Genomic DNA, 23,337 nt, shown 5'->3' on the forward strand with positions numbered 1-23,337 from the left:
CGGCGCCGGCGCCTCCCGCACCCCGACGCCGCATGCCGCGTCGGGGACCGACGGGGCGCCGCCTACCAGCCCTTCTCGAACATGCGGGCCACCTCGGCGATCCGGACCTCGTCACGGCGGTAGTAGAGGCGGCGCCGGACGCGCTTGGCGCGCAGCAGGCCGAGGTCGGTGAGGAGGGTGAGGTGGGTGTGGGCCACCGCGCGCCGCACACCGAGCTTCGCGGCGACCGCGCCGACGTCGACGCCGTCGGTGACGAGGTCGGTGTGGCGCCGGCGTGGGAAGTGGGCGGCCGGGTCCTTGAGCCATTCCAGGATGCGCAGGCGGGCGTCGCCGGCGGGAGTCCTCAGCATCGCTTCCCCCTTGGTCCGGACCCTCTACGTGGCGTTTCCCCACTGTGGGGCCGGGCAAGCGGCCGCAGCCGGCACACGGCCGGAGTTGACCGGGATCGAAGGGGCTTTCGACGCAATGTCGCGGGAGGCGGCTTCGGGAGGAGTCGTCAGGATGGGCCGTCGTGAGGAATCGGCGGCCACGACCGGCTGAGCGGGTTGCACGCGCACTAGTTGCACCTTCAATAAATGACCGGATCGGTGTTACCGTGCGGACATGGCAGCGAACACGGTCGACACCTCTCTGGAGCAGCGGTGGCGGGACGTCCTGCGGGTGCACGCCCGCACGATGGGGGAGATCGACCGCGTACTGCATCCGCACGGGCTCGGTGCGAGCGACTTCGAGGTGCTGGACATCCTCGTCGCCGAGACGCCCGAGGCGGGTGACCACTGCCGGGTGCAGAACCTCGTGGGCCGGGTGCACCTCAGTCAGAGTGCCCTCTCCCGGCTCATCGGCCGCCTGGAGAAGGACGGCCTGGTCGAGCGCAGCGTCTGCGTGGAGGACCGGCGGGGGGTGTGGGTCTCCTTGACCGAGAAGGGCCGCGCCCTGCACGCGGAGGTGCTGCCGTTGCAGCGGTCGGCGCTGCGGCGGATGCTGACCGCCTGAGCCGGACGGGGCCGCGTCCCCCTGATGGGGGGCCACCGCTGGGGTACCTGGTCGTGACGGGCTTCCAGCCTCGGGAAAGGCTGCCCAGACGGGGCCGGCGAACACGAGAGGTACCGAACATGACCGATTCCGACCCGACCGCGCTCCAGCTGCTGAGGGAGCGGGCCGACAGCGGGGACCCCGACGCCATCGACGAGCTGGTCGAGCTCGCGGGCGAACGCGGTGACCTGGACGAGCTGCGCCGCCTCGCGGACCGGGGCAGCAGCGTCGCCACCGACCAGCTGATCGAGGTCGCCACCGAGCAGGGGAACCTGGACGAGCTGCGGCGGCTGGCCGACGCCGGCAACACCACCGCCGCCGATCAGCTGCTGGAGCTCACCACCGAGTGACGGCCTCGGCCGTTCACAGCACGAACTCGGCCCCGTCCGCGAGGACCTCGACCCCCGTCCGCCCCTCCTGCGCGCAGGCCGCCGAGGCGGGGTCGAGCAGGGGGCTCGCGTCATGGAGGCGGGTGGGGACACGGCGCAGCCCGGGCGGAGCCGCCGGAGCCGTCCCGGCTTCGCCGCCCGTCAGGAGACAGCCGCTGTCCAGCACCGCGCAGTCGGCCCCCGCGAGCAGCTCCTTCAGTGCGGCGCCCGGCGCGCTCAGGCGGGGCGCGTAGACGAGGACACCGCCGGTGGCCAGGTCCTCGATGCGGTACGCCGTCACCCAGCTCTCGTCCGCCGTGCGCCGCGGCAGATACGACGGCGCCGACGCGCCGACGGGGTGGGCGGTGACGACGAGGCCGCCGGAGAGGACGAATCCGCCGGCGGTGAGGCTGTCGCACCACTCCCAGGGCTCGTACCGGTCGACCATGGCGCGGGCCGGGGTGAGCGCCGTGAGGACCGGGGGCGCGGCGTACACCTTGAGGCCCGGACCTCCGCGCAGTTCGGTCAGTCCGCCGACGTGTTCGGGTTCGGCGTCGGTCAGGAGCACCCCGCGCACCGGGGTGGCCCGGGGCCCGGGGGCGGGCCACAGCGCGGAGGTGGTGGTGAGCTGGGCGCGGATGTCCGGCGAGGCGTTCAGCAACCACCAGTCGCGGTTGTTGCCGGTGACGGCAGCCGCCTCCTGGGTACGGGAGGGCAGCTTGCCGTCACGGGCGGCGGCGCACGGCGCGCAGCCGCAGTTCCACCGCGGGAAGCCGCCTTCGGCCGCGGTGCCGAGCAGGACGACCCTCAAGACGACCCCCCACGTTCCTTCGCTGTGGATCCTTCCGGTGGGGTCTTCCCACCGCGCGGGGCGCGACCACCCCGCCGCGGGGCAGATTTCCGGCCGACCTCGGTGTCCTTCGGCCTGGCGGATACCGTGTGACGTGGGCGTTCACCCGAGGTGAACGCCCGGTCTCAGTGCTGCGGCCGGGCCAGCAGGGCCCGCACCCCGTCCGAGGTGAGCGTCAGACCGTGCGACGAGCTGCCGTCGATGGTGAGGGACAGGTCGTCCGACGGCCACTGCGAGGCGAGGGCGCCGAGCGGCACGAGGCGGTACCGGGAGACGAACGGCAGCAGCTCCGCCATCTCCAGCTCGGAGGTGAACACGGGCACCACCGGCCGCCCGTCCGGTTCCTCCAGGACGGGCAGCGCCACCGCGCCCGGGTCGGCCGCCTCCTCCTCGACGGCGTCGTCCGGCACGGGGATCAGCACGTCGCTGCTCGCGAGCGTGTCCAGCGCCGCCTCGTCCTCGGTGTTCACGACGAGCGCGTCCAGCGCGCGCTGGGCCGGTGTGGGGGTGGGGTCGTTCGCGGGTGTCTCCATGACGGATTCCCTGATCGTGGGGGTTCGGGGGGCCCGCCCGGGCCAAGATCGGTCCCCGGTGCGGCCCTCGACGCGTACCCCGGCGGAGCGCGGGCCATACCCCGCCGGCCCGAGGAATCGCGCCCGACGGACATGCCGTCCCCGTCCCACGCCCCGTGCGTCCGCGTCCCGCCCACCGCAGCCCTGCGTTTCCTGCCGGCCATCTGAGAGGCAGCGCCGGACCCCCGCCGTGGCCGCACCGCAACAGCGCGCACCCCGCCGGTGGGCGAGCGGCGACGCGTCACGAGACGGGGGGTGACCACCGCGCGGAGCGAGCGACGCCGCGGGGTCGCACAGGCCGAGGGCCACCGCGCGAAGCAAAGCCCGCCGCGCGGGACGCGGCGCGAGAGGGCCTCGCCGAGTCGGTCGCCCGGCGCGAGGGCCGTCTCTCGGAGCGCGGCATGCCGTCGGCCCGTCGCACGGGGCAAGGACGTCACACGAAGCGCACGGCGTCGGGGCCCTGCCGGAAGGGGGTGCCGCGGCTCGGGGCGGGGGGCGTGGGCGGTGGTCAGCCGGGCGACCCGGGTGTGGCTCGGGGCTCGGAAGGGCGAGTCAGGCGCGGCCGAGGGGCGTCTAGTGCTTCGGGGGGCCTCCTGCCGGCCCGTCGGCGCGGCCGGCGCCGTAGTCCAGTTGCTGCGCCGTCCTCACCAGCGCGGCGAGCGGGTCACTCGAAGGAGTGCGCGGCACCACCCGGACACCCAGGGTTCTCCGCACACGGAGACGGACCAGCCATCGTGCGGCCGTGATCCCTGTCAACCGTCTTCCCCTTTCCAGCACTTCGGGGACTCCAACGCCCGGCGGCGTCGTGCGCCAGGGTAATTCGCCATACCCCGCCACCCTTTCCACGGCGTAGAAATATCCACCGGTTCGGGCACGGCGAAGCCAATCAGACAGCCGGAAATTCGCACAAGATGCGCGCTCGTCGTGCATACGTGCGCGGGGTGGTGGGCGGACCCCGCCGCCGGGGCGCACGACGAGCGGGCCCCGCCAGAACCGTCCGGCGGGGCCCGCGGATGTCGTTGTGTCAGTTGCTGTGGACGCCCACCTCGTAGAGCGAGTAGCCCCAGTCGGTGGCCCGGCCCAGACCCTGGACGCGGACGTAGCGGGCGGGCGTCGCGGTGAAGCGCGCGGTGTCCAGCCCGCCGTCGCCGGCGGTGGTGGACCAGACGGTCTTCCAGTCGGTGCCGTCGGTGGAGAGCTCGACGCGGTACGCGTTCCCGTACGCCCGCTCCCAGTCGAGCGTGACGCGCCCGACCAGGTTCGTGGACCCCAGATCGATCCGCAGCCACTGGTCGTCGTTCCAGTCGCTGGCCCAGCGGGTGTCGCGGTGACCGTCCACGGCCCGGCCCGGCGCGTAGCTGGTGAAGGGGTTCCACTCCGCCGAACTGGCCGTGGCCGAGGCGCCCGAGGCGAGGTTCACTCCGGACCGGTGCCGCTCGGACGCGCCCCAGGTGCCGAGGTAGGACTCGGCACCCCGGAAGAGGTCGTCCACCACACGCTGGCCGCCGACCCGCCGGATGTCCTCGATCCAGTCCGGCACGAGGCCGTAGTGCGCGGCTCCGTCGGTGTTCAGGTCCCAGGTGCGCTGCCCGGTGGTCTGCCGGTCGAGGACCGAGCCGCCGTCGACGCTGCGGAAGGGGTACTGCACCGCGCTGGGGGCGTCCGCGCCGCGCGGTGCCGGCCAGCCGCCGACGCCGTTCATGTCGGTGCCGTACCCGTAGCCCACGCCGTACTTCTCGCGCAGCGCCACGGTCCGGTCCGCCTCGGCGATGAAGCCCTCGGAGCCGTGCATGTACTGCGCGATGAAGCCGCCGAGGGAGTAGACCCGCTCCGTCCAGTCCAGGTCCATCCAGCTGTGCGAGGACAGCACGCCCGGGTACGACTCGGCCTCGAAGATGTCGAGGACCCGGCCGGTGGCCTTCACGCTCATGTGGTCGATCTCGAGCATCATCTTGCGCTGCATCATGCCGCGCACGGCGTACTCACCCAGTGCGGTGAGGCCGCGGACGTTGCACTGGGCGTCCGCGGCGTAGGAGGGCACGTCCACCCCGGCCGGGAGCTCCTTCTCGGCCGCCGGTGCCGCCGCACCGCCGATGGGGTTGTCGTGCTGCGGGCCCGTGCACTTCTCCGTCTTCCAGAAGGTCCCGGTCGACAGGAACTGGCCGACGTTGATCGCCGTCCCGAGGCTGCCCGAGTCGAAGCGGACGCCGCAGAGCGCGTTGTCGAACTTGTGGCACAGGAACATGCTGCGCACGCCGAGGGCGTACAGCTCGTCGAGGCCCTTGTCGATGTCCTCCTTGCTGCACTGCGCGATGTCCAGGATCTGCTTGCAGCCGAAGGGTTCGGAGGTCTCCACGCCCAGGACGACCGCCAGCTTGCCCTGCTCGACGACCTGGCGGGCCTGCGCGCTGTCGGTGACGATCCGGAACCAGCCCTTGCCGGGCCCGCCGTACATCTTGTCGACGTAGGCCTGGAGGTCGTACGTCAGCTTGGCCTGCAGCCGGATCGACGTCATCTCGTCGCAGCTGCGGTCCTTGAAGAAGTACACCGAGCAGATGACGCCGTTGGTGACGAGGTCGTTGACCATGACGCGCTGGCCGCCGCGCCAGGCGCGCTCCACCCAGGCGTAGTAGTTCTGCTGGTGGGTCAGCGAGTCGTGCGCGGGCCAGTCCTTGAACGTGGGCCAGCCCACCGGGTCGTGCCTGCCGTCGCCGCCGTTGGTGATGAAGTCGAAGATGGCGAGCGAGCCGTCGGGATAGTGCTCGGGGCAGTCCTTGAGGGCGTCGGCGACGCCGGCCTCGGAGAAGGTCTTGCCGCAGATGAGCCGGCCGCCGAACGCCTCGTTGGAGAACAGGTGGTTGTGCGCGTCGACGAAGCCGCGCACCTCGCCCTGGGCGTCGGTCCCGGTGAACGGCTGGCCGGTGACGTTGATCTGGGAGTCCGGGGCGGGCCGCGCGGTGGGGTTCCACCAGTCGGTCCCGGCGGCCGAACTCGGCGCGGGGCCGAGGACGGTGGCGAGCACGAGGAGCAGCAGCGACACGACGGTGACGTGCCTGCGGCGGCGGTTCGGGCTTCGTGGAGCCAAGGTCATTACCCACGTCCCTCGGTCGGCGGGATGGCAGGGGCGCCAGGGGCCCTCGGGTCCTTGGGCCCTGGCCCTTCTGGGGCCGCTACTGACGGGTTGTCATGAACGGCGAGAGATATGCGTCGAGGATGGCCAGCGGTGCCGATGACGTCAAGAGCCGTGCGTGGGGCGCCTGTTGGCTGGTACCGGTACGGCCGTTCCCCGGTCCGCCGGACGTCACGGCGGACCGGGGAACGGACCCAGACCCCTCGGGTCAGTCGTCGGGGCACTCCTTCCACGCCAGGTGGTAGATGGTGCTGATGTCCCCGTCGGTCGAGTCCATCGTCATGAAGCTGGTGCTCGCCGGGGCGGAGCTGCCCGCGTTGACCCGCAGCTCCGTGTTGATGTTGAAGTTGCGCTGGACGCCGCAGGGCGCCCACACCAGCTGGGCCCAGTCGGTGGAGTCGGTGGCCTGCCAGTTGTCGTTGTAGGGGCCGCGGAAGGGGTGGCTCCTGAACTCCGTGTTCGAGGAGCCCTGGAAGTAGTACGAGGCCCGCTGCACGCTGCTCGCGCCCGGCTGGAGGGCGGCGAAGCCCCGGTAGTCGGCGCTGGCGACGGCGTAGGTGAAGCCCTGCGGCACATGGACGATCAGGTTGAGCTGGCAGTTCTTGCGGAACGCCGTGGGGTCGGAGCCGCCGCCGACCTGGGCGAGGTACTCGCTGTAGGTCACCGTGAAGGCCGTGTTGTCGGGCGAGACGGCCACGGCGGCGGTGCCCTGCGGGCAGCCGGAGCCGTTGACGGTGGCGACCTTGATGACGATGCGGTCCGGGGGCGGGTCGACGATGCCGGTCGACGGACCCTGCGCGGGTACCGCCGTGGCGAGCAGCGCGCCGATCGCGCCGCTCATGAGCAGGCCAGCGGCCATGGTTCTCCCATCTGTGCTTCTTCGAGGCCGGATGCGGCCTCCGAACGGGGGGTGGCAACCACGATGGTTCAGTCATGAACATGACAAACTTGTACTTGTTCATGGCGGACCTGTCGCGCTCCCGACCCCGGGAGGCACCTGTGAAGACGCTGTGAAGGTCGGGAGCGCTCGCATCGTAGGGGCCTTGCCGATCGGGCGGCCAGGGCTGGATCCGGACATCCCCGTCGGCCGGACGCGCCTCGCGCACCTCACGCCCGAACGTTCCGGGGCCGGCCGCCGTCGTAGCGGTAGCCGCTCCGAGGGCCGAAGGGACTGCCACCATGAAGAGTGCACGCGTCGGCGACCACGCCTTGTTCGCTCCCCGACCGATCGCCGGACTGGTCGCCGGATTGCTGTGCGCGACCGCCGCGTGCGGCGGCGCACAGCGTGCGACGGACTGGGAGGAACCCTCCTCGTACACTTACACCCTCCTGTCGACCGAGGGCGAGCGATCGCTGATCGGGACGTTCCGCGTGACCGTGCGGGACGGCGAGGTCGCGACGGCGGTCGGCCTGGACGACAGCGGACGGCGCGTGGTCCGGCAGAATCCCGACGCGGTGCCCACCCTCGGGGAGTTGCTGAGGGAATTCGACCGGGCCCGGCAGGACGGCGCCGACAGGGCCGAGATCGAGTACGCGGCGGACGGGCATCCACGCAGCATCGTCCTCGACCGGGACGAGCGGGCCATCGACGACGAGGCCGCCTACGTCATCAGCGCCTACGAGCCGCTGGCGCGGTGAGATGAGGCACGGCCGGGCGAGGTGAGGCGCCGGAATCCCTACCGAGCCGCTTCCCCGCTCCCGCACACGACTTGGCACACACTCCCGAGTCGTCCCGGCCCCCGCGCACGACCCGGCACACCTCCCGAAGTCGCCCCGGCCCCCGCGCACGACCCGACACACCTCCCGAAGTCGTCCCGCTCCCCCCGCACGACCCGACACACCTCCCGAAGTCGTCCCGCTCCCCCCGCACGACCCGGCACACCTTCCGAAGTCGTCGCGACCCCCCGCACGACCCGGCACACCGCTCCCGCGTCGACCCGCTCACGCCTCACGGCCGCCCGAACCGGCCGGCTCCCGCATCGTGGCAGCCGAACCGTCAGGTCCCCCCGCCTCACAGCCGGCCGGACCGGCGACCACGCCCCCTTGCCTGGCGCGACGCCGTCGGTCGCCGGGACGGCGGCACTCGCTCCGATCCGCGGCGACTGACATCCCGCGCGCAGGGGTATCTCTCCCGTCGCACATAATGTGCAAGTACGATCGGCCAGCAATAAGAGTGTGAGGCTCATGACGACCCGTCGAACAAGAGGAGCCGCCGTCGTGGCGGCGATGGCGGCAGGGGTCGCCGCCTGTTCCGCCCCCAGCGAGGGCGGCGCCGGCGGCGGTGCAGCCGACTCGGTCGTGATCGGCGTGGGCTACGAGCCGGACACCTTCAGCCCGCTGCTCGGCTACGGCAAGGACGGCAATTCCAAGATCTTCGACGGGCTGCTCACACGGGACGCCGACCTCGCACTGAAGCCCGCGCTGGCGACGTCGCTCCCGGAGATCGGCGACGACGGCCTGACCTACACGTACACCCTGCGCGACGGCGTGAAGTTCAGCGACGGCGAGCCGCTCACGCCCGCCGACGTGGTCTTCACCTACAAGGCCGTGCTGGACGAGAAGACCAACAACACGGCCAGGAGCGAGCTGGACGCCGTCAAGGACGTCCGCGCGAGCGGTGACGACAAGGTCGTCTTCACCCTGAAGTACCCGTACGCGCCCTTCGCCGGGCGCACGGTACTGCCCATCGCTCCCGAGCACATAGCGGGCGAGCAGGACGCCAACACCGGCTCCTTCAACACCAAGCCGGTCGGTACCGGGCCGTACGTCCTCTCCGCCTGGAGCAAGGGCGAGAAGATGACGTTCAAGGCGAATCCGCACTACTGGGGCGGCGCGCCGAAGGTGAAGACGTTCACCATGGCGGTCATCACCGACGACAACGTACGCGCCACCCGGCTGCGCTCCGGCGACCTCGACGGCGCCGTCCTGCCGCCCAACCTCGCCGCCACCTTCAAGAACGACGACGGCGCGAAGTCGTACGAGGCGAGGTCCTACGACTTCCGCGCGGTCACCCTCCCGACCGCCGGCAAGGTCACCGGCGACCGCGCGATCCGGCAGGCGCTCGACGCCGCCGTCGACCGCGAGGCCATGGTCGACAAGATCCTCGACGGCGCGGGCACCCCGGCGTACGGACCGCTGCCCGTCGACGATCCCGCCTTCGCCGAGGACGTCGAGCGCACGCAGGACCTGGACAAGGCCCGGCGGATCCTCGACGCGGCGGGGTGGAAGGCCGGCGCGGACGGCATCCGCGCCAAGGGCGGGCAGAAGGCCGCCTTCACGCTGCTCTACCCCTCCGGCGACAAGGTCCGCCAGGACCACGCCCTCGCCTACGCCTCCGACGCCAAGAAGGCCGGGATCGCCGTGACGGTGGAGAGCGCCACCTGGGAGGTCATCGAACCGCGGATGAAGGACACCGCGGTCCTCGCGGGCTTCGGCAGCACCGGCGACCCCGACTTCGGCCTCTACACCCTGCTGCACTCCTCCCTCGCCGGCGACGGCTTCAACAACATGGCGCGCTACGACAATCCGGTCGTGGACGAGGCGCTGGACACCGGCCGCCGTACCCAGGACCCGGGCGAGCGCAGGGCCGCGTACGAGACGGTGCAGCGCGAGCTGGTGAAGGACCCCGGCTACACGTTCCTCACCCACATCGACCACCTCTACGTGCTCGCGGACCGCTGGAACGGGCTGACCACCCAGCTCGAACCGCACGAGCACGGCTTCGCCAGCGGCCCCTGGTGGAACATCGAGGACTGGCAGCCCCGGACATGACGCCACTGCCCTGGGGGGCGATGGCACGACTGGCGGGACGGCGGACCCTGTTCGCCGTCCCCGTGCTGCTCGTCGTGACGTTCGGCGTGTTCGCCATCGCCGCCGCCTCCCCCTTCGACCCCGTCAAGGCGTACGCCGGCACGGCCGCGCTCGGTGCCGACCAGGAGACCCTGGACCGGCTGCGCGACAACCTCGGTGTGGACCAGTCGTTCCCGGCCCGCTGGTGGGAATGGCTGACCTCGGCGCTCACCGGCGACCTCGGCCATTCCAGCGTGCTGCGGCAGCCGGTGGCGCAGGTGATCGGCGAACGCCTGGTGTGGTCCTCGTTGTTGTGCGCGGTCGCGTTCACCGTGGCCGTGCTCGCCGGGACGGTGCTCGGGGTGCTCGCCGCCCGCCGTCCCGGATCGATGCTCGACCGGGCCGTCACCTCGCTCGCCTACACCCTGGAGGCCGCGCCGGTCTTCTGGATCGCCCTGCTCGCCGTGTGGCTGTTCGCCCTGCAACTCGACGTGCTCCCGGCGGGCGGCCTGACCGACACGGCCAGCGAGCGGGTCACCGCCGGTCAGGTCGCGAGCCACCTCGTGCTGCCCGCCGGGGTCCTCGCCGTCTCCCAGCTCCCCTGGTTCGCCCTGTACGTACGGCAAGGGGTCGGCGACGCCCTGGCGGAGGACCCGGTCCGGGGCGCACGCGCCCGGGGACTGGGCGAACGCACCGTCCTGCTCGGGCACGCCCTGCGCTCGGGGCTGCTGCCGGTGCTGACCCTGATCGGCTCCCGCGTTCCCGAACTCATCACCGGAGCACTGCTGGTGGAGAGCGTCTTCAGCTGGCCGGGCATCGCCGCGGCCACCGTCGAGGCGGCCACCGCCGTCGACTTCCCGCTGCTCGCCGCCCTGACCACCCTCGCGACCGCCGCCGTCCTGGCCGGCAACCTCGTCGCCGACCTGCTCTACGGCCTCTTCGACCCGAGGGTGAAACTCAGTGACATGTGACCTTGGTAATTGCCGTGGCTGACACCGCGATCAAGACCGAGCCGCCGGCGCCGACCGCGTGGCGCGCGGCCGGCACCGCCCGCCGCTCGACCCGCGCGCTGCGCGTGCGCGTCTCCGCCACGCTGGTGACCCTGACCGTCCTCGCCGTCCTGCTCGTCCCGCCGCTGGCTCAACTCGACCAGCAGGCCGTCGACCTGTCCGCCAAACTGCTGCCGCCGTCCTGGGACCATCCCTTCGGCACCGACGACGTGGGCCGGGACCTGCTGCTGCGTTGCGTGTACGGCCTGCGGGTCTCGCTGCTCGTCGGTGTCGCGGCGGCGCTCACCGCGACCGTGGTCGGCACGGCCGTCGGCGCCGCCGCCGGCGCGCTGGGCGGCTGGTTCGACCGGGGCATCATGCGCCTGGTCGACACCTTCTCCTCGGTGCCCCATCTGCTGCTCGGCATCTTCATCGTCGCCATGTTCCGGCCGGGGGTCTGGCCGGTCGTCGTCTCGGTGGCGCTCACCCACTGGCTGTCGACCGCGCGCATCGTGCGCGCCGAGGTGCTCTCGCTGCGCTCGCGGCCGTACATCGACGCCGCCGTCTCCGGAGGCGCTTTGCGCCGGCGCGTGGCGGTACGGCACCTGCTGCCCGGGGTGCTGCCCCAGGCCGCGCTCGCCGCGGTGCTGATGGTGCCGCACGCCATGTGGCACGAGTCGGCGCTGTCCTTCCTCGGGCTGGGACTGCCCACCCACACCGCGAGCCTGGGCACCCTCATCCAGAGCGCGCGCGGTTCGCTGCTCGCCGGGCAGTGGTGGCCGACCCTCTTCCCCGGCCTGTTCATCATCGTGCCCACCCTCGCCGTCGCCGGGCTGGCCGGCGCCTGGCGGGAGCGGATCAACCCCCGCCGCCGATCGGAGCTGATGCTGTGACCGAGCGACCGCCACGCGGACCGGCCGAACGACGGGCGAGTCACCCGTCGTCACCCTCCGCCGGACAGTCCCCCGTGCTCTCGGTGCGGGGCCTCTCCGTGCGCTTCCGGATGCCGGGCGGTGCCCACGTCGCCGCCGTCACCGGCGCGCACTTCGACGTGGCGGCGGGCGAGTGCCTGGCCCTCATCGGCGAGAGCGGCTGCGGCAAGTCCGTCCTCGCGTCCGCGCTGCTGGGCCTGCTCCCGGCCAACGCCGAGACGGCCGGCGAGGCCCGGCTCGGCGACCTCGACCTGCTCTGCGCCGACGAACGGACCCTCGCCCGACGGGTGCGGGGCCGCCGGATCGGGCTCATACCGCAGAGTCCGGCCGCGCACCTCACCCCGGTGCGCACCATCCGCTCCCAACTGGAGGAGACTCTCCGGGAGCTGACCCCGGTCCGGGGCCGGGCCGCGCTGCGCGCGGCGGCGGAGTCGGCCGCCGGCCGTGCCGCGTTCCCCCTGGACCACCTCGACCGCCACCCGCATCAGCTCTCCGGCGGCCTCGCCCAGCGCGCCGCCACCGCGCTCGCCCTCGTCGGCGACGCCCCGCTGCTGCTCGCCGACGAGCCGACGACGGGGCTCGACCGCGACCTGGTGGACCGTACGGTCGACGAACTGCGCCGCCACGTCGACGGCCGGGACGGCACGGGCACTTCGGTCACCGCAGGCGTCCCGAAGGGCGCAGACGCTCCGGCCGTCTCGGGCGGCCCGAGGGGTAGGGGCACGCCGACCATCGCAGGCGACCCGGAGAGTACGGGCGCTGCGGCCGACGCCGACGGCCCGGGCGCGCCAGGGGGCGCCGATGGCGCGCGGGACGGCGAGGGCACCCGGGACGCGAACGGCACCAGGCGCGCGCTGCTGATGATCACCCATGATCTGGCGGCGGCCGAGCGCATCGCCGACCGGATCGCGGTCATGTACGCGGGCCGTATCGTCGAGATCGCCGACGCCACGGCGTTCTTCGGCTCCCCCGGCCCCCGCCACCCCTACAGCCGCGGCCTCCTCCAGGCCCTTCCCGACCGTGCCTTCACCCCCATCCCCGGTCTGCCCCCGGAGCTCGGCGCGCTCCCCGACGGCTGCGCCTTCGCCGCGCGCTGCGACCGGGTCAGCGACAACTGCGGCGCGCTGCCGCCGCTGACCGACTCCGTAGCCTGCCACCACCCGCTCACAGGTCACGGCCCGCGAACAGCGCGCCCTGCCGTTCCGGCTCCCGAGGACATCCGTGCTTGAACTCCGCGCCGTCACCGCCGGATACGACCGCCACGCACCGGTCGTGCGGAACGCCTCCCTGGCCGTCGCGCCGGGCGAGGCCGTCGGGCTGCTCGGCCCCAGCGGCTGCGGCAAGTCCACCCTCGCCCGGGTCGCCGCCCTTCTGCACCGCCCGGACTCCGGCACGGTGCTGCTGGACGGCGAGCCGGTACGGCAGTGGCGTCACCGCGCGCCCCGCGCGCTGCGCACCGCCTTCGGGGTCGTCTTCCAGCAGCCACGGCTCTCCGCCGACCCCCGCCTGCGGCTCACCGACCTGATCGCCGAACCCCTGCGCGCCACCGGCCGGCGCGACGAGATCCCCCAGCGGGTCGCCGAACTCGCCGACACGGTCGGCCTGACCGCCGACCTGCTGCGCAGGCAGCCCCACGAGGTCAGCGACGGCCAGCTCCAGCGCGCCTGCCTCGCCCGTGCCCTGGTCCTGCGTCCCCGCTGGCTGGTGTGCGACGAGATGACCGCGATGCTCGACGCCTCCACCACCGCCGCCCTGGTCGCGGCCGTCGAGGAGTACCGCGCCACCACGGGCGCGGGACTGCTCGCCGTGGGGCACGACCGCGTGCTCCTGCACCGCTGGTGCGACCGCACGGCCCCCTGGGAGACGGTGTGCGGCAAGGAACCGGTCGCCGTGGGCGAGCCGGTCTCCGGCGCCGCCTGATCCACCGGGCGCACCCCATGTGGCACACGCCACACGCCGAGGTCCGCGCGGGCCGGAACCCGGAGGGGGTCCCGTCCGACTGCTCTTGCTGGGAGGTGCGTCTGTGACGACGGGTCGGAGCGCGACGGGGACGGCGGCCGAGGTGGACAAGGCGGGGGCGGGCGGCGCGGGCGGCGCCCTGACCGCGCTGCTCACCTGCGCCATGGCCTTCTCGATGATGCAGTTGTTCCTGCTGGGTGCCCTCGGCCCCCGGCTGGTGACGGAACTCGGCGTCTCCCCCACCGTGCTGGGGCTGACGACGACCGTCGGGTTCGCGACGGCGACCGTGCTCTCGCCGGTCGGCGGGCGGGTGGTGGACCGGGTGGGACCGCGCCGGTGCCTCGTCGCGCTGCTGGCGGTCTCCGCGCTCGCGCTGGCCCTGATCGGGGCGGCGCCCGGCACCGGTCTCCTGCTGGCGGCGGTGGCGCTCGGCGGGGTGCCGCAGGCGCTGGCCAACCCCGCGACGAACAAGGCGATCCTGGCCGTCGTACCTCCCGTCCGGCGTGGCTCGGTGACGGGCATGAAGCAGTCGGGGGTCCAGCTCGGGGCGTTCGCGGCGGGGCTGCCGCTCGCGGCGCTCGCCGCCGTCGTGGGGTGGCGGGGAGCGGTGTGGACGGCGGCGGGTGCCGCGGTCGTGGCGGCCGTGTGGGCGGCGCGTGCGCTGCCCACCGACCCGCCCGCGAAATCCACTCCGGCGGCCTGGGTGCCACGTGGCACGATCGCCTGGCTGATGGTGTTCTCCCTGCTGCTGGGCTGCGGCATCGCCTCCGTGAACACCTATCTGGCGCTCTACGGCGCCCAGCGGCTCGGCCTCGGCGCGACGGCGGCGGGCGCGCTGGTGGCGGTGCTGGGCGTGGCGGGGATCGCCGGGCGGGTCGGCTGGTCGCGGCTCGCCGGACGCCCCGGGCGGGCGGTGTGGTTGCCGGGTGCGCTGGCCGCGGGCGCCGTGCCGGCGGCGGCGCTGCTCGCCCTCTCCGCGCACACCCCCGCGCTCGCCTGGGTGGCCGCGGTGGCGGTCGGGGTGTTCGCGGTGGCGGCCAACGCGGTGTCCATGGTCCTCGTGATGCGGCGTGCCGCGCCCGGCCGGGCGGGCCAGGACTCGGCGCTGGTCTCGGCCGGGTTCTTCGCCGGGTTCGCGATCGGGCCGCCGCTGTTCGGTCTGCTGGCGCAGGAGGGCCGGTACGGGGCCGGATGGTGGCTCGTGGCGGGCGAGTTCGCGGCCGCGGGCGTGGTCGCCGTGCTGTGGGCGCTGCGGGGAAGCCGCGAGGACGGCGGGAGGTGAGCGGGTCCCTCCCGGCCGTGCCGCCCGCGTGGGCCGCTCCGGCTCTCGCCTCCATGCTCGACCGGGTCGCCGTCACCCGTGCCGCGGTCGGCGACCGCTTCCCGCTGTTCGCGGACCCCTACGACGGGACGTGGACGACGAGCGGGCGCGGTTCGTGGACCGGCGGCTTCTGGGCGGGGCTGCTGTGGCTGCGCGCCCGGCGCACCGGCACACCGGCGGACCGGGAGGCCGCGCGGCTGTGCACCGCCCGGCTCGCCGGCTGGACCGGGGCGGACACCGCGACCCGCGGGCTCATCTTCTGGTACGGCACCCTGCATGCCGCCGACGGCGACGGCGGACTGCGGGAGCGGGCCGCCCTGGCCTGCCGGGACTCCTTCGACGCGGAACTGGGCCTGGTGCCCTGGGGTGCGGCCTTCGGCGGGCCCCGCCTGCTCGCGCGGGTGGACGCGGTGCCGGGGCTGGTGCCGCTGCTCGCCACCGTGGACGCGGCGGCGGCCCGGTCCCACCTGCGGCGCCATCTCGACCTCTGCCTCGGGCGGCCCCCGCGCCACTGGGCGTGGCGGCACGACCCGGCGCGGGGCTGGACCGCCGTCAAGGATCCGCCGCCGGGCTGGAGCCGGGGGCCGGCGTGGCTGCTGCTGGCGGTGGCCGAGGCCGTACGTCACGTGGGCTTCGGGGAACTCGCCGACGTGACGACCGAGTCGATGGCCGGGGACCTCGTGCCGCTCGCCGACGCGGCGCGGCCCGACGGCCCTCGTGACAGCTCGGCCGCGGCCGTCACCGCCACGGCGTTGCTGCTTCTCGGACACCGGAGCCGGGCCGTCGCCGTCCTCGAAGAGCTGGTCCGCTCCCATCTGAGCGTCGACGGCCGCCTGCTGGACGGCTGTTACGACCTCGCCTCCGCGACGGCCGTCCGGCACGAGCTGATCTGGGGCGACTTCTTCCTCGCGTACGCGCTCGCCCTGCTCACCGGCCTCGTCGCACCGGCATGACGACGAGCCCGAGTCCCTTCTAGGAAGTTCCTGTCCGCAGGACGCGGCGGGCCACGGCGGTGATGTGCAGCTCGTCCGGACCGTCCAGGATGCGTGCGGCGCGACCGGTGCGGAAGAAGGCGGGCAGCGGGGTGTCGGGGCCGAGGCCCTCCGCCCCGTACACCTGGATCGCCGCGTCGGCGACCTGCTGGAGTGTGCGGGCCGCCGCCACCTTGGCCAGGCCCACCTCGACGTGGGCGTCGAGACCGGCGTCGAGGAGGGCCGCGGCCTCGTGGACGAGCGGCCGGGTGGTGCGCAGGGCCAGCAGGGACTCGAAGACGTGGCGCTGGACCAGCTGGAGGTCGCCGAGCGGACCGCGGGAGCGGGTGCGGGACAGGGCGCGGTCCCGCATCAGGGCGAAGGCCCGTTGCGCCTGTCCGAGCCAGCGCAGACAGCGCAGCGTGCGGCCGAGCTGGAGCCGCTCGCCCGCGACGGCCAGGGCCTTGCCGCGTTCACCGATCAGCTGGTCGGCGCCGACCGTGACGCCGTCCAGGGCGATCTCGTACTGGCCCGCCGCGCCGAGCACCGGCAGGTCGCGCACCACCCGGAAACCCGCCGCGGCAGTAGGCACCAGCAGCAGTGACAGCCCCTCACGATCGGGTGCGGAGCCGTCCGTCCGCGCCAGCACGGTGACGAGGTCGGCGTCCGCGACGCCGCTGGTGAACCACTTGCGGCCGGTGAGCCGCCAGGCCCCGTCCGTCGTCCGTTCGGCGCGGGTGGCGGTGCGGAAGGGGTCGGTCCCGGGAACGTCGGGCTCGGTCATGGCGTAGCAGGCCCGCAGGTCCCCGGCCACCAGCGCGGGCACGTACGTCTCGCGGACGCGCGGGCTGCCGTGCCGCCACAGCATCAACACGTCCAGCAGCGAGGCCGACCCGAGGGCCGCCGGGCCGTGGTCGCTGGCGCCCTCGGCCTCGGCGACATGCGCGTACGCCCGCAACGGCAGCCCCTGGCCGCCCAGTTCGGCGGGATGGGGCAGGGCCCACAGCCCGGCGTCCTTCGCCTCCTGCCGGAGCCGGGCCAGCACCGCGCCCGCCTGCGGGCCGCCCGCGTCCAGCACCGGCTCCTGGGGCATCACCCGCCCCTGGACGAACTCCGCCACCCGGTCCCGCAACTCCACGATGTCGGGCGGGCATTGCGGCTCCCCCTGCGTCACCAGCACCACTTTCCTCCGCTCCCGTGGGAACTCCGGCCGTCGCCGGTCCGACTGCTCTTGTCGTGGAACAGGTCGGGGGCGACCGCCCCCGGGTTCCCGAGCGTCAGGAAGGAACGGCATGGCAACTCCAGCCACACCCATCACCCTGCGCACGGCCCGGCCGCTGGAGGGGCTGCGCGGGGAGGCCTCGGGGCCGCCCGGCCCCGCGGACGGACTCGTCGCGGAGCATCTGCGGCTGCTGGGCGCCGACGGCGACGGCCGTCCCGGTGGCCGGTTCGCCCTCTCCGGGTTGCCGTCCTCGCCGGAGCCGGTCACCGCCCGCACGACGTGGGGTGACGGGCTCGTCGACGAGGCGACCGTGCAGGCGGCGACCGGCGTCATGGCCGTCCACGGCCGTCGTGACGGCGCCCCCCGCGGCCTGGCCGTCGACTACGCGGCCACCGCCACCGGCGTGCTCACCGTGCAGGCGCTGCTGGCCGGACTGCTGGCGCGGGCCCGCGGCGGAGGCCTCCCCGGCGCGCACGTGAGCGCGGAGCGGGCCGGGCTGCTGGCCGTCTCGCAGTACGCGGCCGCCGCCGGCGCCGAGGAGGGCGAGGCCGCCGAACTCGCCCCGGGCGGACCCCCGTTCACGGCGGCGGACGGCACGCTCTTCGAGCTGGAGACGCTCGACCCGGGCGGCTGGGCCGCGTTCTGGCGGGCGCTCGGCGCGCCCGAGGAGGCGGTACGGCGGGGCTGGCGGCCCTTCCAGTTCCGTTACGCGACCGCCTGCGCGCCCTTCCCGCCCGTACTGCACGAGATCGTGCGGGCGTCTTCCTGGGAGCGGATCCGGGAGGCCGCCGGGGACGCCGGTGTCGACGTGTGCCCCCTGTCGTCGCTGGCGCGGCGTGCCGCCGAGTACGACGGGGCGCCACCGTGGGAGCTCGCTGCGCACCAGGCGTCGTACGCCCGGACGACGGCACCGGTGGACGCCCCGCTCGCCGGCCTGACCGTGCTGGAGGCGGGGCGGCGCATCCAGGCGCCGCTCACCGCGCATCTGCTCGGCCTGCTGGGCGCCGAGGTCGTCCGGATCGAACCGCCGGGCGGTGATCCGCTGCGGGGCATGCCGCCGGCCTGCTCGGGGATCTCCGCACGCTGGCTGGCGCTCAACCGGGGCAAGAAGGCCGTGGAGGTCGACATCAAGTCGGCGGCGGACCGCGAGCGGCTGCGCGCGATGGCCGCGGGCGCCGACGTGTTCCTGCACAACTGGGCGCCGGGCAAGGCGGCCGACCTCGGTCTGGACCACCAGCACCTGGCGGCCGCCAACCCGGCGCTGGTCTACGCCTACACGAGCGGCTGGGCCGGACGGCTGCCCGGCGCGCCCCTGGGCACCGACTTCATGGTGCAGGCCCGCACCGGGGTCGGTGAGGCCGCCAGGCCCGCCGACGAGGCGCCGGCACCGTCGCTGGTGACGCTGCTCGACGTGCTGGGCGGACTGCTGGGCGCCGAGGCGGTGCTCGCGGGCCTGCTGCTGCGGGAACGCACGGGGTGCGGGGTGCGGGTGGACTCGTCCCTGCTCGGTGCCGCCGACGTACTCACCGCGCCCGCCCGCGCCCGAGCGGCGCGGGGGCTCGACCCCCGGCGTCCGGCCGGCTTCCGCCGTCCGCTGCCGACGGCCGACGGCTGGATCGCCCTTCCCGACCACACCGCCGCCCCGGTCGACCCGCGCCCGCTGTCCACCGCACAGGCGCTCCAAGAGCTGCGGGGCCGCGGGCTCGCGGCCGTCCCCGTCGTCACCGACCTCTCCGACCTGCTGACCGCCGGCTCGATCAGCCGCGACGCGCACGGCGCCCCCGCCGTCCCCGACCCCTGGAGCTTCGCATGACCGTCACCCTGCACGACCTGCTGCCCGCCGAACTGCGCCGCACCTGGGCCGTCGACGGCACCTGCCCCGATCTGGACCTGTACAGCCTCTACCGCGCCCATCAGATCGCCGACCTGCACCGTACGGCGATCCTCGACGCCAAGGGCAAGCTCTGCTACACCGCGCTGGACCGCAGGGCGCGATGTCTGGCCGCCGGCCTGTCGGGGCTCGGGATACGCGCCGGCGACGTGGTCGGCGTACAACTGCCGAACGGCCGGAACGCCGTCGTCGCCGATCTGGCGCTGGCCGCCCTGGGTGCCGTCGCGCTGCCGTTCCCCGTGGGGCGAGGCGGGCGGGAGGCGGCGTCGCTGCTGGCCAGATCGGAGGCGGTCGCGGTCGTCGCGGCCGCCGAGCACCGGGGCAACCACCACGCGGCCGACCTGCTGGCGTCGGCCGGTGAACTACCCGCCCTGCGCACCGTGGTGGCGGCCGGGCCCGGTGCCGTCCCCGAGGGGGCGGTCGCGCTGTCCGCGCTGCTGCGCACCGACCCCAGGGCGTTCGCCCCGGCCCGCCCGCACCCCGACTCCGCCGCCCGCATCCTCGTCTCCTCCGGCTCGGAGGCGGAGCCGAAGATGGTGGCGTACTCGCACAACGCGCTGGCCGGCGGGCGCGGCAACTTCCTCGCCTCGCTGATGACCGGCGGGCAGCCGCCGCGCTGCCTGTTCCTGGTGCCGCTGGCCTCCGCGTTCGGCAGCAACGGCACCGCCGTCGCGCTCGCGCGGCACGGCGGCACGCTCGTCCTGCTCGACCACTTCACGCCCGAGGCCGCGCTGGAGGCACTCGTCGAGCACCGGCCCACCCATGTCCTCGGCGTGCCGACCATGATCCGGATGATGCTGGACCGCGTCGCCGAGGGCGGCCTGGCGGAGTTCACCCCGCCCACCGCCCTGGTGGTCGGCGGCTCCCCGCTGGACGAGGCCACCGCCGAGGAGGCGCGGCGCGTCTTCGGCTGCCCGGTGGTGAACCTCTACGGCTCGGCCGACGGAGTCAACTGCCATACGGGGCTCGCGGCCGAGGACACGAAGGGCGCGGGGCCCGGCGTCCTCGCGGGCCACCCCGACCCACGCGTCGCCGACATCCGCATCGCCAGCCCCGGCACCCGCGAACTGCGCGAGCTGCCGAGCGGCACGGTCGGCGAGATCGTGGCCCGCGGCCCGATGACGCCGCTGTGCTACGTCGCCGCCCCCGACCTGGACGCCCGCTACCGCACCGACGACGGCTGGGTGCGCACCGGGGATCTGGGACTGCTCCAGGAGGACGGCACCCTGCGGGTCGTCGGCCGGCTCAAGGACGTCGTGATCCGCGGCGGGGCCAACATCAGCCCGGCGGAGGTGGAGGTCGAGCTGGCGGGCCATCCGCTGGTGCGGGACGTGGTCTGCGTGGGGGTGCCCGATCAGCTGATGGGCGAGCGGCTCGCGGCCTGCGTGGTGCCGCGCGAGGGCCGCGCGCCCACGCTGGCCGAGCTGTGCGCCCACCTCGACGCGCGCGGACTGGAGCGGCGCAAGCACCCCGAACGGCTGCTGGTCGTTGCGGAGTTGCCGCTCACCCCCGCGGGCAAGCCGGACCGCACCGTACTGCGGGAACGATTCGCCGCGCAGCCGGGCCCGGAGCGGCCGCTGGCTCCGGCCGGCTGAGTGCGCCACGCGCTGAGGGGGCCGTCCGGCGCGGGCGGCCCCCTCGGTGCGTGACGCGACGCCGTCACGAGGCGGCCATCGCCGTCTCCACCGTCTTCGCCGCTTCCCGGTAGACCGCCAGCAGGTCCAGGTCCGTCCCCGGGTAGTTGACGATCTCGACCTGCTCGGCGCCCGCGTCGGGCAGCACCGTGCCGGTCGTCATGTGCGCGTTGTCCAGGACGAGTCGGGGCTTCGTCCGCGACAGCTCGGACAGCTGCTTCGCCGTCACGGCCTCGGGCCCGAAGGTGCCGACGAGTTCGGCACCCGCCAGCTTCGCCGCCCAGGTCGTGAACACCTGGGCGACGACGGTGGGCTGCTTCCCTCGCGGCCACTTGGCCTTCAGACCCTTGTGCAGCGCCGCGTACTCGGAGTCGAAGGAGGCGGTCCACCGCGCGGCGGCGTCCTCGGTGCCGAACAGCTGCGCCAGCCGGGCGACTTCGGCCTTCGCCTTGTCCGCGTCGTTGTCGAGGGCGACCTCGACCAGCTCGGCGTCGGAGCCGGCCGCTTCCTTGATTTTCGCGGCGTACGGTTCGAAGGGCGCGTAGAGCACGTAGTCGGCGCCCGCCACCGCCGCGAGGTCGGAGGGCTTGGGGTCGTAGTCCGGGGCGTGCTGCACCGACTGCGGGACGATGACCTCGACGTCCGCGGCGCCGGCGGCCTTGGCGAGGGCGCCCTCCCAGGTGGTGGTGGCGACGACGACCGGTGAGGAGTCCTTGGCACCGGAGGACGAGGACGACGACGGCTCGTTCTCGCCCCCGCACCCGGTCGTGGTCAGGGCGAGCCCCGCGGTGAGGGTCAGTGCGAGGAGGGAATTCTTGCGGACGCGGGTGCGCGCCATGAGCTGATTCTCCGTTCGGGTAGGAGATGGACGGCGAGGACGACCACGCCGGCGGTGAGGACGAGGACGGGCCCGGGGGGCCAGTCGAAGCGGAGCGCGAGAAGGAACCCGGTCAGGTTCACGGCGACTCCGATGCCGACCGCCCAGGCGGTGATGGACTTCAGGGACGTGCCGAGGCGGCGGGCCGCGAGCGCCGGCAGCAGCGTGAGGGCGTCGACGAGCAGCGCGCCGGTGAGCTTGATGGCTCCCGCGACGGCCACCGCGACCAGGACGAGCAGCACCAGGGTGAGCCGTTCGACCCGTACGCCGGAGGACAGGGCGAGTTCGCGGTCGTACAGCAGCAGGGCGAGGTCGCGGCGCCGCCACCAGAACAGGGCCGGGACGGCGACCGCCAGGGCGCCCAGCACCCACAGGTCGGCGGTGCCCACGGACAGGATCGAACCCCACAACAGGGCGAACGCGCCGGCCGCGTTGACCCCGGACACCGCGAGCACGAGCAGCGCCGCCGCGATGGCCAGGCTCATGAGCAGGCCCATCGCCCCCGACAGCCCGTCCGGGGTGCGGGCCAGCGGGGCGACCCCGGCGCCGGCGAGGGCGCAGGCGAGCAGCGCGCACAGCATCGGGTCGAGGCCGGTCAGCAGGCCCACCGCGATGCCGAGCAGTGCCACGTGCATCATCGCGAACCGCACCGGCATGATGTCCAGACCGACGATCACGACGCCGATCACGGGCAGGCCCACGGCGGCCAGCAGCAGGGCGACCCCCGCGCGCTGGACCGGGACGAGTTGCAGCAACTGGCCGACGTCGGCGGCGGCCTGGGCGTTCACCGCACCTCCCGCAGCCGGCCGGCGGCCATCTCCAGCACCTGGTCGCAGCGGTCGGCCAGGGCCCGGTCGTGAGTGACGACCACGACGGTCACGGGCAGGGACAGCAGGACGTCGGCTGCCTCCTCCTGCCCCGCGAAGTCCAGCGCGGCGGTGGGTTCGTCGGCCAGCAGCACCCCGGCGCCCGCCGCGACACAGCCGACCGCACGCGCCAGGTACATCCGCTGCAACTGGCCGCCGGACAGGGTGTGCAGCGGCCGTCCGACGAGCTGCCCGACGCCCAGCTTCGCCGCCGCCTCGACGGCCTCGTCCCGCGCGCCGCCGCTGTCCAGCAACTCCCCGGCCAGCAGCGGGAACCGGCCGACGGCCGGTTTCTGCGGGATCCAGGCGCAGGCCCGGCGCCGCCACGCCCACTCGGCCGCGCTGCGGGTGTCCCGTCCGCCCACCAGGATCCGGCCGCCCGCCCGGCGGTGCAGACCGAGCACGGCGCGCAGCAACGTGGTCTTGCCCGAGCCGTTGGTACCCGTCAAGGCCACCCGCCGGCCGGCCGCGACGTCGAGGTCGACGCCCCGGACGGCCTCCACCCGGCCGTGCCGGCAGGCGACGTCGCGCATCACGACGTCCAGTCCTTCCATGCCACCTCCTCGCTCCTCCACAGCAGTCGGAAGGGAACGGCGGCTGGTTCCCGGGTGCCGGCGACGGCCGGCGCGCCCGCGTGTCCGACTTCACCTTCCGCATGCCGGACCTGCCCGCCTCGCCCGCCTGTCACGGCGTAGGGTGGTCGGCGCAGCTGGTTCGCCCCGTCCGCCAGGCGGGACGTCGTAAGAGGGAACCCGGTGGGAATCCGGGACTGCCCCGCAGCGGTGAGTGGGAACGACCGCCGTCATACGCACTGGACCCAAGGAGACGGGTCCGGGAAGCGACGGCCAGTAGGTGCCTCGTACGACACGAGGCGGGCCCGCGAGTCCGAAGACCTGCCAACTGCCCGTGCGCGACCCCTCGTGCGCGGACATTC

At 74.1% G+C, this 23,337-nt stretch carries 21 protein-coding genes and 1 riboswitch; of the genes, 12 read left to right on the forward strand and 9 right to left on the reverse strand.

Going from position 1 to position 23,337, the window contains the following annotated elements:
• Positions 1-62 precede the first annotated feature (62 nt).
• The gene (locus ACIP2X_RS12880) at positions 63-350 is read right to left on the reverse strand and encodes an ArsR family transcriptional regulator (RefSeq protein ID WP_401671279.1); all 288 of its coding nucleotides are present in this window, start codon (positions 348-350) and stop codon (positions 63-65) included.
• Positions 351-603: 253 nt separating this feature from the next.
• On the opposite strand from ACIP2X_RS12880, the gene ACIP2X_RS12885 reads away from it, so the two are divergent.
• Both ACIP2X_RS12885 and ACIP2X_RS12890 read left to right on the forward strand, forming a co-directional pair.
• On the forward strand, positions 604-993 hold the full coding sequence (locus ACIP2X_RS12885) for a MarR family winged helix-turn-helix transcriptional regulator (protein WP_401671282.1): 390 nt from the start codon (positions 604-606) through the stop codon (positions 991-993).
• A gap of 119 nt (positions 994-1,112) precedes the next feature.
• On the forward strand, positions 1,113-1,382 hold the full coding sequence (locus ACIP2X_RS12890; protein ID WP_401671284.1) for a hypothetical protein: 270 nt from the start codon (positions 1,113-1,115) through the stop codon (positions 1,380-1,382).
• A 13-nt stretch (positions 1,383-1,395) separates the two neighbouring features.
• On the opposite strand, the gene ACIP2X_RS12895 is transcribed toward ACIP2X_RS12890, so the two are convergent.
• The 4 genes from ACIP2X_RS12895 to ACIP2X_RS12910 all read right to left on the reverse strand — a co-directional run bounded on the left by ACIP2X_RS12895 (position 1,396) and on the right by ACIP2X_RS12910 (position 6,811).
• Positions 1,396-2,211 carry an MBL fold metallo-hydrolase gene (locus ACIP2X_RS12895; protein WP_401671286.1) on the reverse strand — a complete coding sequence of 272 codons (816 nt, stop codon included), beginning with the start codon at positions 2,209-2,211 and terminating at the stop codon, positions 1,396-1,398.
• Positions 2,212-2,375: 164 nt separating this feature from the next.
• Positions 2,376-2,783, reverse strand: a complete 408-nt coding sequence (locus ACIP2X_RS12900) for an SseB family protein (RefSeq protein WP_401671289.1) — start codon at positions 2,781-2,783, stop codon at positions 2,376-2,378.
• Positions 2,784-3,846: 1,063 nt separating this feature from the next.
• Positions 3,847-5,913 carry a discoidin domain-containing protein gene (locus tag ACIP2X_RS12905; RefSeq protein WP_401671291.1) on the reverse strand — a complete coding sequence of 689 codons (2,067 nt, stop codon included), beginning with the start codon at positions 5,911-5,913 and terminating at the stop codon, positions 3,847-3,849.
• 247 nt (positions 5,914-6,160) lie between these two features.
• Complete coding sequence (locus tag ACIP2X_RS12910) at positions 6,161-6,811, reverse strand: DUF4360 domain-containing protein (RefSeq protein WP_401671294.1); 651 nt, start codon at positions 6,809-6,811, stop codon at positions 6,161-6,163.
• Between the two features lie 320 nt (positions 6,812-7,131).
• Between ACIP2X_RS12910 and ACIP2X_RS12915 the strand changes: the two genes are divergently transcribed.
• From ACIP2X_RS12915 to ACIP2X_RS12950, 8 genes are all read left to right on the forward strand, one after another.
• Entirely contained in the window at positions 7,132-7,590 is a 459-nt protein-coding gene (locus ACIP2X_RS12915) for a DUF6174 domain-containing protein (protein WP_401671297.1), read from the forward strand.
• A 546-nt stretch (positions 7,591-8,136) separates the two neighbouring features.
• Positions 8,137-9,723, forward strand: a complete 1,587-nt coding sequence (locus tag ACIP2X_RS12920) for an ABC transporter substrate-binding protein (protein WP_401671299.1) — start codon at positions 8,137-8,139, stop codon at positions 9,721-9,723.
• 20 nt (positions 9,724-9,743) lie between these two features.
• On the forward strand, positions 9,744-10,712 hold the full coding sequence (locus tag ACIP2X_RS12925) for an ABC transporter permease (protein WP_401672335.1): 969 nt from the start codon (positions 9,744-9,746) through the stop codon (positions 10,710-10,712).
• A 14-nt stretch (positions 10,713-10,726) separates the two neighbouring features.
• The gene (locus ACIP2X_RS12930; RefSeq protein ID WP_401671301.1) at positions 10,727-11,623 is read left to right on the forward strand and encodes an ABC transporter permease; all 897 of its coding nucleotides are present in this window, start codon (positions 10,727-10,729) and stop codon (positions 11,621-11,623) included.
• Positions 11,624-11,733: 110 nt separating this feature from the next.
• Positions 11,734-12,891, forward strand: coding sequence for an oligopeptide/dipeptide ABC transporter ATP-binding protein (locus ACIP2X_RS12935; protein ID WP_401672337.1), 1,158 nt, complete (start codon positions 11,734-11,736; stop codon positions 12,889-12,891).
• Positions 12,884-13,582, forward strand: coding sequence for an ABC transporter ATP-binding protein (locus ACIP2X_RS12940; RefSeq protein ID WP_401671303.1), 699 nt, complete (start codon positions 12,884-12,886; stop codon positions 13,580-13,582). The genes ACIP2X_RS12935 and ACIP2X_RS12940 overlap by 8 nt, the downstream gene beginning before the upstream one ends.
• Before the next feature lie 103 nt (positions 13,583-13,685).
• The gene (locus ACIP2X_RS12945; RefSeq protein WP_401671305.1) at positions 13,686-14,903 is read left to right on the forward strand and encodes an MFS transporter; all 1,218 of its coding nucleotides are present in this window, start codon (positions 13,686-13,688) and stop codon (positions 14,901-14,903) included.
• Positions 14,900-15,895 carry a sugar ABC transporter permease gene (locus ACIP2X_RS12950; RefSeq protein WP_401671307.1) on the forward strand — a complete coding sequence of 332 codons (996 nt, stop codon included), beginning with the start codon at positions 14,900-14,902 and terminating at the stop codon, positions 15,893-15,895. Before ACIP2X_RS12945 ends, ACIP2X_RS12950 begins: the two co-directional genes overlap by 4 nt.
• Positions 15,896-15,914: 19 nt before the next feature.
• Here ACIP2X_RS12950 and ACIP2X_RS12955 read toward each other — a convergent pair whose 3' ends face one another.
• Positions 15,915-17,006, reverse strand: a complete 1,092-nt coding sequence (locus tag ACIP2X_RS12955; RefSeq protein WP_401672340.1) for an acyl-CoA dehydrogenase family protein — start codon at positions 17,004-17,006, stop codon at positions 15,915-15,917.
• Positions 17,007-17,205: 199 nt separating this feature from the next.
• Between ACIP2X_RS12955 and ACIP2X_RS12960 the strand changes: the two genes are divergently transcribed.
• Both ACIP2X_RS12960 and ACIP2X_RS12965 read left to right on the forward strand, forming a co-directional pair.
• Positions 17,206-18,948: a CoA transferase gene (locus ACIP2X_RS12960; RefSeq protein WP_401671309.1), complete on the forward strand. Its 1,743-nt coding sequence runs from the start codon at positions 17,206-17,208 to the stop codon at positions 18,946-18,948.
• The gene (locus tag ACIP2X_RS12965) at positions 18,945-20,621 is read left to right on the forward strand and encodes a class I adenylate-forming enzyme family protein (protein WP_401671311.1); all 1,677 of its coding nucleotides are present in this window, start codon (positions 18,945-18,947) and stop codon (positions 20,619-20,621) included. Before ACIP2X_RS12960 ends, ACIP2X_RS12965 begins: the two co-directional genes overlap by 4 nt.
• A gap of 64 nt (positions 20,622-20,685) precedes the next feature.
• On the opposite strand, the gene ACIP2X_RS12970 is transcribed toward ACIP2X_RS12965, so the two are convergent.
• The 3 genes from ACIP2X_RS12970 to ACIP2X_RS12980 are packed head-to-tail and all read right to left on the reverse strand — an operon-like array spanning position 20,686 to position 22,957.
• Entirely contained in the window at positions 20,686-21,498 is an 813-nt protein-coding gene (locus ACIP2X_RS12970; protein ID WP_401671313.1) for a metal ABC transporter solute-binding protein, Zn/Mn family, read from the reverse strand.
• Positions 21,456-22,325, reverse strand: coding sequence for a metal ABC transporter permease (locus ACIP2X_RS12975; protein ID WP_401671316.1), 870 nt, complete (start codon positions 22,323-22,325; stop codon positions 21,456-21,458). Before ACIP2X_RS12975 ends, ACIP2X_RS12970 begins: the two co-directional genes overlap by 43 nt.
• Positions 22,322-22,957 carry a metal ABC transporter ATP-binding protein gene (locus tag ACIP2X_RS12980; RefSeq protein ID WP_401671318.1) on the reverse strand — a complete coding sequence of 212 codons (636 nt, stop codon included), beginning with the start codon at positions 22,955-22,957 and terminating at the stop codon, positions 22,322-22,324. Before ACIP2X_RS12980 ends, ACIP2X_RS12975 begins: the two co-directional genes overlap by 4 nt.
• A gap of 139 nt (positions 22,958-23,096) precedes the next feature.
• Positions 23,097-23,319: riboswitch (cobalamin riboswitch) on the forward strand.
• The last annotated feature ends 18 nt before the right edge of the window (positions 23,320-23,337 follow it).

The organism is Streptomyces sp. NPDC089424, from assembly GCF_044749345.1.
Taxonomy (GTDB): domain Bacteria; phylum Actinomycetota; class Actinomycetes; order Streptomycetales; family Streptomycetaceae; genus Streptomyces.